Source organism: Mesorhizobium sp. M7A.F.Ca.CA.004.04.2.1 (genome assembly GCF_004022825.1).
Taxonomy (GTDB): Bacteria; Pseudomonadota; Alphaproteobacteria; order Rhizobiales; family Rhizobiaceae; genus Mesorhizobium.
In genome coordinates this window covers 1-10,339 of sequence record NZ_RZPH01000096.1, presented here as the reverse complement: position 1 = coordinate 10,339, position 10,339 = coordinate 1, and the positions used below count along the sequence as shown (strand labels likewise).

Below are 10,339 nucleotides of genomic sequence, written 5' to 3'. Positions count from 1 at the left end.
CGTCAGTCCTCTTCGGGCCCCGCATTGTTCGCCGATGAGCGGGAGGAACCGGCCGCCGCCGAAATCCTCCTCCCTGTAGGTCGCGGCTGCCCTTCGTGCGGTCCTGACGAGACGCTGGCTGTAGGGTCTTCGCCGACGGGATCAAGAGCCGGCCACCGATGTCGAGCTGTTCGCGCAGGGCGGGCGGCGGGGCGGGCGCGGCAGCCGCCACCAGGATGGCGTCGAAGGGCGCGGCGTCCGGCCAGCCCATGGTGCGTCGCCCGCGCGCACCGCGACGTTGTCGTAGCCGAGTTTCCCGAACCGTTGCCGCTGTGCAGGGCGTGTGCCCCTGTCAGCCTTGGTAGAACTCCTGACGCTGCATGCCGAGGCCCTCGATGCCGAGCGTAACGACGTCGCCTGCCTTGAGGAAGATGTTCGGTTTCTGGCCTAGGCCGACGCCAGGAGGGGTGCCGGTGGAGATGATGTCTCCCGGCAGCAGGCTCATGAACTGCGACAGGTAGGACACCAGATAGCGGACGCCGTAAATCATCGTTTTGGTCGAGCCGTCCTGGAATTTGCGCCCGTTGACCTCGAGATGCATCTTGAGGTTCTGCGGGTCGTCGATCTCGTCGGCCGTCACCAGCCACGGGCCGGTCGGTCCGAACGTATCGCAGGACTTGCCCTTGGTCCACTGGCCCTGACGTTCAGCCTGGAAGGCGCGCTCGGAAACGTCATTGATGACGCAATAGCCCGCGACATAGTCCATCGCCTCGGCCTCCGACACGTATTTTGCCGTCTTGCCGATGACGACGCCGAGCTCGACTTCCCAGTCGGTCTTGAGTGATCCACGCGGGATTTCGACCGGATCGTTGGGGCCGACAATGGCCGACGTGGCCTTCATGAAGATGATCGGCTCCGGCGGCACCGTCGCGCCCGTCTCTGCGGCGTGGTCGGAATAATTCAGGCCGATGCAGATGAACTTGCCGGTGCCGGCAACGCAGGCACCGAGGCGCGGGTTGCCTTCGATCAAGGGCAAGGTCATCGGGTCGATGGCGCGTAGTGCGTCAAGACTTTCCGGAAGCAACGTACTACCGGCAATGTTGGCCACCTTGCCAGATAGGTCGCGGATGCGGCCGTCCTTATCGAGCATTCCGGGCTTTTCCTGGCCCAACGGGCCATAATGCAACAACTTCATTTTAGGGGTCACTCCTCGACATGACTTCACGTTCTAAAGACGTAGTCGGCAGTCGTGGCGGCCGCAAAAGCCGGAAGGTCGCGGCCGATAGACAACAAGTTCCTTGCTACGCCAAACCTGCCATTTGGGCGATGAAGGCATTCGCGCTTATCAGTCCGGAACGGTCCAGCCCTGCTCGGCCGCGTGGCGCTTCTCGAAGGCATCGATTTGGTCCTTCTGTGACAGCGTGTAGTCGAGTTCGTCGATGCCGTTTAGCAAGCAGTGCTTGGAGAACTCATCTATCTCGAAGGAATGGACCGCTCCGTTCGGGGCGGTCAGAGTCTGTGCGGCGAGATCGACCTCAATGGTCGCCCCCTGTTGTTCCTTGAGCTGGATCATGATGCTGCTGATTGCGTCGCGTTTCAGTACCACTGGCAGCAGACCGTTCTTCAAGCTGTTGGAGAAGAAGATGTCGCCAAAGCTCGGCGCGACGACAACCCGGAAACCATAATCCGCAACCGCCCAGACGGCATTTTCGCGCGACGAGCCGCAACCGAAATTATCTTCGCCAACCAAGATCTCGCCGTGGCGATAGGGTGGCGTGTTGAGTACAAAATTTTCCCGCTCCTTGCCGCCGTCGTCGAAGCGCAGATCGTGGAAGAGATATTGGGAAAAGCCCTCGGCGCGGGGTTTCGAAAGGAAGCGCGCCGGCAGGATCTGGTCGGTATCGACATTGACGCCAGGAAAGGGAACGGCGGTCGCCGTGACCGACTTGAACGGTTCCATGGTCATTCTCCTCGCTGAAACTGGCGAACGTCGGTGAGGTGGCCGGTGATAGCGGCTGCGGCCGCCATGGTCGGGCTCATCAAGTGGGTACGTGCGCCGCGACCCTGTCGGCCGACGAAATTACGATTTGAGGTCGAGGCGCAGCGCTTGCCGGAAGCCACGGTCTCGCCATTGGTTCCCAGGCAAAGCGAACAGCCCGCCTCGCGCCACTCGAAACCGGCGTGGAGGAAGATGCTGTCCAGCCCCTCAGCCTCCGCCTGAGCCTTGACCAGGCCAGACCCAGGCACGATCCAAGCTTCGACTCTCGGATGGACCGTCCGGCCTTTGACGACCGCCGCGGCGGATCTCAAGTCCTCGATCCGGCCATTGGTGCACGAGCCGATGAATACCCGGTCGACCGGGATTTCAGCCAGCAACGTGCCGGGTTCGAGTCCCATATATGTAAGCGCCTTCGACATGGCTTCGCGGCGCTCGGCGGTGTTGGCGCGATCCGGGTCTGGCACTAGCGCGTCGATTGGAGCGACGTCCTCAAGGCTCGTGCCCCAGGTTACCATCGGCGCGATCTCGGCCGCGTCGAGTGTGACTTCCCTGTCGAACACGGCGTCGGGATCCGAGCCGAGCTGCGACCAGCGCTCGACCGCCTTGTCCCAGGCTTCTCCCGAGGGCGAATAGGGCCGGCCCTTCACATAGTCGAACGTCACCTGGTCTGGCGCGATCATGCCGGCGCGCGCGCCGGCCTCGATCGACATATTGCAGACAGTCAAGCGGCCTTCCATGGTCAGATCACGGATGGCGGAGCCGGCATATTCGATGACATAGCCGACCGCGCCAGCGGCGCCGATCTTACGGATAATGGCGAGAATGACGTCCTTGGCGCTTACGCCGAAGCCCAGTTCGCCCTCGACGGAAATCCGCATGGATTTCGGTTTGCGCTGCCATAGCGTTTGGGTGGCCAACACCTGCGTTGCCTGCGTCATGCCGACGCCGAACGCCAGAGCGCCCAGCGCGCCGTGCGTCGAGGTATGACTGTCGGCGCAAACGATGGTCATGCCCGGCTGGCTGATACCCTGCTCGGGGCCGATGACATGCACGATGCCCTGCCGGCTGTCGGCAAGTTCAAACACGGTGAAGCCGAGCTCCTTGGCGTTCTCCATCAGCGACTCGACCATGCCGCGGCGCTCGGCGCTGGGAATGCGCGCAACCTGACGCACGTCAGTCGGCACGTAGTGGTCGGGCGTGCCGAAAATTTGATGAGGAGCTCTCGGGCGCAAGCCGCGCGCCCGCAGGAACTCGAATGCTGGCTGATAACCGTCGTGGATGAGATGCCGGTCGACATAGAGCAGCGTCTCACCGTCCGCGCGGTCGAGGATGCTGTGCTGCGACCAGATCTTGTCCAGCATGGTGAGAGCCGCGCGAGGCCGGCCTAAGCTCATCATATTTTTCTCCCATAGGAAGCAGATCAAACGAAGCAAGCAACCAAAGGCGGTGATGCTCAGCCGCAGCCGGTGAGTAGCATGGCGCCCGCCGATACGTTCGGGGCCATTTTCTAACGTAGTGACGTCCGCCCCAAGGAGTCTTTGTTGGGAAGGGTGTCATCGCAACGCGCGATGACTGGCGATTGTCGCACCGAGTTGATCGGCTCACCATCGATTCTGGCCAAGGCGTGTCGGGTGGACAGCTTCCCCTCCCGACGCTCGTCCACGGGCGCATCCAACCCGACTCCCGGCAACGGGCGTCGATCCGAACAGACCGTCCAAACTACTTCTCTTCAAGCAACACGGGGGGCCCCTGGGGCTTGGAAGCCAGTGCAGTTAGCTGGCTCCTAACAATGCCGCATATCTTTCAAGGGACAGGCCCGCCGAGCGGTCATCTCAAAGCTGACTCTTGCCCCCGTCAACGACGATCTCGGTGCCCAGCATGAAGGACGAGGCGTCGGAGGCGAGGAAAAGCGCCACTTCCGCCTGCTCGGATGGATCGGCGGCGCGGCCGATCGGCACGCGTGCCTGAACGGTCGCCAGCGCCTTTTCGGCGCCGTTGGCGAACGGTCCTTCGCTGGTGAACACGGCGGTCTTGGTTGGTCCTGGCGACAGGCAGAAGACACGGATGCGGCGCGACAAGAGGTCTGCCGAAATCGCCTTGGCTAGGGCCAAGGCCGGAGCCTTCGAAGCCGCGTACAGTGCCATATTGGGCTGACCGGTCTTGGCGGCGATCGACCCCGTCAGGATCACCACGCCGCAATCGCGCATGAAGGGTGCTGCCTTTTGGACCGTGAAGAACTGGCCCTTGGTGTTGACAGCAAAAAGCTTATCGAAATCCTCGCCGGTCCAGTCGGCGAACGGCTTGAACACGGTGATGCCGGCATTGGCGAAGACGATGTCGATGCCTCCGAGCGCTTCCGAGGCAAGCACCGCACCAGCCGCGATGGAGTCCAGGTCGGAGACGTCCATGTGGACGCCGACACTACCCGGACCCAGCTCGGCTGCCAGCGCCTGGGCTTTCTTGCCGTCGCGTGCGCAGAGCGCCACACGCGCGCCTTCGCGGACGAATGTCCGCGCCGCAGCAAGCCCGATGCCGCTCGTTCCGCCGGTAATCAGCGCAGTCTTTCCCGCAAGTCGCATTCACAATCCCTCAATGTTGGCGCCCGCATCCGTCTGGTGGTGAGAACCTACGGGAGGCGGCGGGTGGTAGGAGCCCAGCTCATCTTCGCCGGCACACCCCCGGGCCAAATGGAGCATGCCCCGCTCTGATAGCGTTTGACCGGCTGCTCGGCATTGAATGCTCTCTTTGCCCCTTCATGGTTCAGACGAGAGCGCCGACGCGGACGTGGCGCCAGTCTCGGCCTCTCTTAAAAGCAGGCTTCCATGATCGAAAGTCGCAAACGGGAAGGAAAGCATCGTGCCCGACGATGCCGCGGCCCGGCACATCGCCGATCACGATGCCCCCCTTCCCGAATGGCGTCTTCAGTTGCTGCCCACGACGCTTTAGACAATCCGGGGACGCTACAGTTTGCCGGCTGATCCCGACTGGGGTCGCGTGGTCCGCCGCGCCGCACGCAAATCGAAGGATTTCAAGATTCTCGGTTCAAGAGCAGGAGATTTATACATGTACACCGATCCGATCAGGGTTTTCTGGGTGCCTGGATGCTCGGCCTGCGTCAAGACGAAGGAGTTCCTGACCAGTCTCGGCGTGCCGTTCGAATCCGTGAACCTGCTCGAGAACGAGCAAGGCGCAGCCGACCTCGCCAAGCTCGGCGCGAAGTCTTTGCCTGTCGTATCGCGCGGCGAGAAGTTCACCTTCGCCCAGTCGCTCGACCAGGTCGCCGAGTTCGTCGGCAGGAAGCGAGACGGCGTCGAGCGACTGCCGCCTGAAGAGCTCCATCGGCGCTGGCAGGAATTTCTCGCGGTAGCGAGATCACTGATCGTGGAGATTCCGGTGGACAAGCTCGGCCACCATCCCATTCCGAACCGCCTGGAGCGAACGGTCCTTGGCCTTGCCTATCACATTTTCCAGATACCTGACGTATTCGTCCGCAACGTCGCGGGAGAATTCGAGGATTGGGCGCACTACGTCAATCTTCCCGCGCCTGATGACATGAAGAACAATGCCGACATCCTTGCTTTTGCCGACGCATCGATCGCGACCCTGACGGGCTGGTGGGATGGCTTGCAGGACCGCGCCTGCCTATGGACCGTCCGGACTTATTATGGCGTGCGTTCGGGCTGGGAGGTACTTGAGCGCCAGACCTGGCACTCGGCGCAGCATACGCGCCAGTTGCAGGCGGTACTCGAAGGCTTTGATATTCCTCTCTCCAAGACTGTCGACGCGAAACTCTATGACGGTCTGCCGATGCCGGTCGCCCTCTGGGAATAGCGCCGCCCCGGTTGCCAACGACGGCCTCTCCCGCCATGCCAGCTGATGGCTACGTCGGACCGCTGCTTTTCGGAGCGGGCGCGAGGCAGCGGATAACCGAGGCGGGCGGGCAATACCGTCGAGCCGGGCAAACCCACCAGCAATCTTGGGCGAACGAATGAGCACACGGGTCATCATTATCGGGTCGGGGCCGGCGGGCTACACCGCCGCCATCTATGCGGCACGCGCGCTGTGCAATCCCGTGCTGATCTGTGGGCCGCAACCTGGTGGACAGCTGACGGTAACCACGGATGTCGAGAACTATCCGGGATTCCCCGACATCGTCCAGGGCCCATGGCTCATGGAGCAGATGCAGAAACAGGCGGAACACTGCGGGGCGACTATCGTCACTGACCATGTCGAAACCGCCGATCTCAGCGAGCGGCCGTTCAGGGTAATCACGTCGTCCGGCAAGCGCTACGAGACCGAGGCGCTCATCATCGCGACCGGCGCCCAGGCCAGGTGGCTTGGCCTGCCTTCGGAAGAGCGTTTCCGCGGCTTCGGTGTCTCCGCTTGCGCTACATGCGACGGCATATTCTTCATCCGCAAGCACGTCGTGGTGGTTGGCGGGGGCAACACCGCGGCCGAGGAAGCGCTATTCCTCAGCAAATATGCGTCTAAGGTCACGCTCGTGCACCGTGGTGCCAGTTTGCGAGCGGAGAAAATCCTGCAGCAACGACTGTTCAACGACACGAAAATCGAGGTCGTCTGGGAGCATGTAGTGGATGAAGTTCTGGGCAACGAAGAACCGGCGCTCTCCGTCGAAGGCATTCGCCTCAGGCATGCCAGAACGGGTGCCGTGCAGAACCTGCCTGCCGACGGGCTGTTCGTCGCGATCGGCCACAGCCCGTCCGTCCGGGTCTTTGGCGACCAGCTCCGACAGAAGCCCGGTGGCTACATCTGGGTTGAGCCTGGATCGACGCGCACCAGCGTTCCGGGCGTCTTTGCGGCAGGCGATGTAAGCGACGATGTCTATCGGCAGGCGGTAACCGCTGCCGGCCTCGGCTGCATGGCCGCCATCGAGGCGGAACGGTTCCTCGCTCACCCTCATTCGTAATGCTTGCGGCTGCGCAACCGGGCCTGGCTCGCTCTACCATGCTTTGCCATATTCTCTCCGCTCCGCCGTCTATCGGTAAAGCATACCGCGGCACCTGGCTCCGAGCAGAAGCCTTATCCTCGCAGTGTGCGATGCCGGCATAAGAATCTACGACTCACCTTTTTGCGCCGTTTCTTTTTATAAGGTCGCCGTACTGCGCCGTCGGCCATGCCGTCGCGAAGTGCCGCGGGAGGCCAAGAGGAACGGTGATGGGCTTTTAGTTGGCGGCAGGAATTCGGGTGCGCTGTCTACGGTTCCTTTGGGACGTGACGCTAGCAAAGTCTCGCTGCGGGATGGAAGCCTCGAAGAAGCAATAAAAAGGGAGAGAAGAATGATTGGATCCTACAAAAAATCAGCCCATGCCATGCTGGCAGCGCTGTCGCTGGTACTGCTGTCGCTCGCTGGCGCCAACTGCGCCAAGGCGGCTGATGACTATCCGAACAAGCCGATCGAAGTAATCGTCGGCTACCTCCCCGGTGGCGCAACCGACTTCGCCGCCCGCGTCCTCGCCGAGTCACTGTCGACCAGCCTCGGACAGCCGGTGATCGTCAATAACCGCCCCGGCGCCTCTTCGGCGATCGCCGTTGATGCCGTCAAGCGCGCGGATCCAGATGGCTATACGCTTCTGTTTGGCAACAACGACGCGATTGCGATATTGCCGGCCGTCAAGCCGGACGTGGCCTACAAGATCCCGGACGACCTGACCTTCATTTCCCGGGTCGTCGAGTTTCCACTGGTGTTCGCTGTCAGCACGAAGCTGCCGCTCAACGCCATGAAAGATTTCGTCGAATACGCGAAGGCCAATCCCGGCAAGTTCAACTACGGCTCTTCGGGTGTTGGCGGTTCGCTGCACATTGAGGGTGTGCGTATGGCCCTGGCGGCAGGCATCGACATCACCCACGTCGCCTACAAAGGTGCTGCCGGTGCTGTGACCGACCTCGTCGGAGGCCAGATCGACGGCATGTTCGGCACGGTGAAGGACATCTCCGCCCATCTCAACACTGGCACCATCAAGCTGCTGGCCGTGACCTCTCCCGAGCGCGTACCGGTAGTGCCGGATGTGCCGACTTTGGCCGAAGCCGGCCTCGGCGACGCCACCGTCACGGGCTGGTTCGCCCTCATGGGTCCCGCGAACATGCCTAAGGAGGTCACCGACAAGCTGAGCAAGGCCGTCGCCGACGCCTTGGTCAAGCCGGAAGTGGCAAAGCGTCTGGCTGACTCTGGCCTGTATACGTCGCCGCTTGCCGGCGCTGAGTTCAAGGATTTCGTGGTCAAGCAACTCGACACGTTCAAGACCATCGCCGAAAAGCAGAACATCCGGATTACCGATTGACGGTTCGTCGCGGGCGGCTCATTCGTTTTGGGCCGCCCTAAGTCTGGCATGAACGTTGCGCGCGGATTGGAATTTTCGATGCGAAATCCGCCAATCGCCCCATATCGCCAAGCGGCATCAAGCACCCCGAACCAGGCAGGTTCTGACCTACCATGGCTCCTGCTGCTTCGGCCTATGATTTATGCACCGGGTCCTCACGATGCCATCTCAACTTGAAAAGCCGAGAGACGTGATCAGTGGGACGCTGGTGCTCGCCACCGGTGCAGCGTTCCTTTACTTCGGTCGCGGGTTGACGGTCGGCAGCGCTTCGCGAATGGGGCCGGGCTACTTTCCGATCGTTCTGAGCCTGCTGATGGTCGTTCTGGGGCTTGCCATCATCGTTAACGCATTGCGTTCAAAAAGCGGGGCAGGCGAGGCGCTGACGATCCCTTGGCGTGCGCTTGTCCTCGTCCTGGGCTCGATCATGGTCTTCGCCCTAACCCTCAAAGGGCTCGGCCTGTTCATCTCGCTGGCGCTCTGCATTCTGGCGACGACCATGGCCAGCAGCTACACGAAGTGGATCCCCTCCATCACGCTAGCCCTCGTGCTGTCTCTCGTCTGCGCCTTCCTTTTCGTCTATGCGCTCGGATTGCCCATCCCGATCATCGGGCAATGGCTATCTTTCGGTTACTGGTGGCCTTCGGCTTCCCCCAGCCCGTGAAAATCACCAGCTGAAGAACATTTTTCATGGACTTCTTTTCCAATCTTGAGCTTGGTTTCCAGACGGCACTGAACCCGTGGAACCTGCTGTACTGCTTCATCGGCTGCCTGCTAGGCACAGCTGTCGGGGTCTTGCCGGGTCTCGGGCCGGTGGCAACAATTGCCATGCTTCTGCCGCTGACCTTCAGCCTGTCGCCCGACACGGCGATGATAATGCTGGCCGGCATCTACTACGGTGCGCAATACGGAAGCTCCACCACCGCCATCCTGATCAACCTGCCGGGCGAAGCCGGCTCGATCGTGACCGCGATTGACGGCTACGAGATGGCCAAGCAGGGCAGGGCGGGTCAGGCGTTGGCGGTGGCGGCACTGGGTTCGTTCTTCGCCGGAACGGTCGCAACGCTCATCCTGGCGCTGTTCGCTCCGGTGCTGGCCGGCTTTGCGCTGAAGTTCGGCCCGGCAGAGTATTTCTCCCTGATGGTGCTCGGCCTCGTTGCATCAGTTACGCTTGCGTCAGGTTCGCTGCTCAAGGCGTTCGCGATGATCGTGCTGGGCCTGCTGCTTGGCCTGGTCGGGACCGATGTCGAGAGCGGCACGCTGCGATACACGTTCGGCATACCGAGCTTGGCCGACGGGCTCGATTTCGTCGCGCTCAGCATGGGCGTATTCGGTATCAACGAGATCATCTTCAACATCGAGCATGAGCAGAAGCGCAACGTAATTGTTCGCAAGGTGAGCAAACTCATGTTGACGGCTGCGGAGCTCAAGAGCGTCATAGCCCCGGTCTTGCGAGGGACTGGCATCGGCACCGTGCTTGGGATCTTGCCCGGCGGTGGCGCAGTCCTGGCATCGTTCGCGGCCTATGCGGTCGAGAGCCGTGTCTCGAAAAACCGGTCGCAGTTCGGCAAGGGCGCTATTCAAGGGGTCGCGGCGCCAGAAAGCGCCAACAATGCCGGCGCGCAGACCTCATTCATCCCGATGCTGACGCTCGGCATCCCCTCCAACCCGGTAATGGCGATGATGATCGGCGCGTTGGTTATCCAGGGCATTACACCTGGCCCGAATGTCGCCACTGAGCAGCCGGCCCTGTTCTGGGGTCTGATCGCCTCGATGTGGGTCGGCAATCTGATGCTGGTCCTGCTTAACCTGCCTCTGATTGGCATATGGGTGCGGATGCTGATGGTGCCGTACCACTACCTCGCTCCGGCGATCGTTGCGATTTGCTGCATCGGCGCTTACAGCGTCTACAACGACTCGTTCAGCATCTACACAATGGCCCTGTTCGGCCTCGTCGGCTACATCCTGATCAAGCTCGACTTCGAACCAGCGCCGCTGCTGCTCGGCTTCGTGCTGGGACCGATGC

Annotated in this window: 9 protein-coding genes and 1 pseudogene; 5 read left to right on the top strand and 5 right to left on the bottom strand. The window is 61.8% G+C overall.

All coding sequences use genetic code 11. The features are described from left to right. The 5 genes and pseudogenes from EN893_RS06960 to EN893_RS06940 all read right to left on the bottom strand — a co-directional run. Window positions 1-250 (bottom strand): annotated as a pseudogene (locus EN893_RS06960) (protein-L-isoaspartate O-methyltransferase); the annotation flags it as partial. Between the two features lie 81 nt (window positions 251-331). After that, window positions 332-1,174 (bottom strand): fumarylacetoacetate hydrolase family protein, encoded by an 843-nt coding sequence (locus EN893_RS06955; RefSeq protein ID WP_127267269.1) that lies wholly within the window; start codon window positions 1,172-1,174, stop codon window positions 332-334. A 150-nt stretch (window positions 1,175-1,324) separates the two neighbouring features. After that, on the bottom strand, window positions 1,325-1,939 hold the full coding sequence (gene leuD / locus EN893_RS06950; protein WP_127267270.1) for a 3-isopropylmalate dehydratase small subunit: 615 nt from the start codon (window positions 1,937-1,939) through the stop codon (window positions 1,325-1,327). Window positions 1,940-1,941: 2 nt separating this feature from the next. Beyond that, the gene (leuC, locus tag EN893_RS06945) at window positions 1,942-3,339 is read right to left on the bottom strand and encodes a 3-isopropylmalate dehydratase large subunit (RefSeq protein ID WP_245456763.1); all 1,398 of its coding nucleotides are present in this window, start codon (window positions 3,337-3,339) and stop codon (window positions 1,942-1,944) included. A gap of 471 nt (window positions 3,340-3,810) precedes the next feature. Then, window positions 3,811-4,557, bottom strand: a complete 747-nt coding sequence (locus EN893_RS06940) for an SDR family oxidoreductase (RefSeq protein WP_024504883.1) — start codon at window positions 4,555-4,557, stop codon at window positions 3,811-3,813. Window positions 4,558-5,041: 484 nt separating this feature from the next. Between EN893_RS06940 and EN893_RS06935 the strand changes: the two genes are divergently transcribed. From EN893_RS06935 to EN893_RS06915, 5 genes are all read left to right on the top strand, one after another. After that, window positions 5,042-5,809, top strand: a complete 768-nt coding sequence (locus EN893_RS06935) for a glutaredoxin domain-containing protein (protein WP_024504884.1) — start codon at window positions 5,042-5,044, stop codon at window positions 5,807-5,809. A gap of 157 nt (window positions 5,810-5,966) precedes the next feature. Further along, window positions 5,967-6,905, top strand: a complete 939-nt coding sequence (trxB, locus tag EN893_RS06930) for a thioredoxin-disulfide reductase (protein ID WP_032899518.1) — start codon at window positions 5,967-5,969, stop codon at window positions 6,903-6,905. 403 nt (window positions 6,906-7,308) lie between these two features. Continuing rightward, window positions 7,309-8,277: a tripartite tricarboxylate transporter substrate binding protein gene (locus EN893_RS06925; RefSeq protein ID WP_164748757.1), complete on the top strand. Its 969-nt coding sequence runs from the start codon at window positions 7,309-7,311 to the stop codon at window positions 8,275-8,277. A 181-nt stretch (window positions 8,278-8,458) separates the two neighbouring features. Further along, entirely contained in the window at window positions 8,459-8,977 is a 519-nt protein-coding gene (locus tag EN893_RS06920; RefSeq protein WP_081714390.1) for a tripartite tricarboxylate transporter TctB family protein, read from the top strand. A gap of 26 nt (window positions 8,978-9,003) precedes the next feature. After that, a partial coding sequence (locus EN893_RS06915) for a tripartite tricarboxylate transporter permease (protein WP_128361457.1) occupies window positions 9,004-10,339 on the top strand: 1,336 nt, incomplete at its 3' end.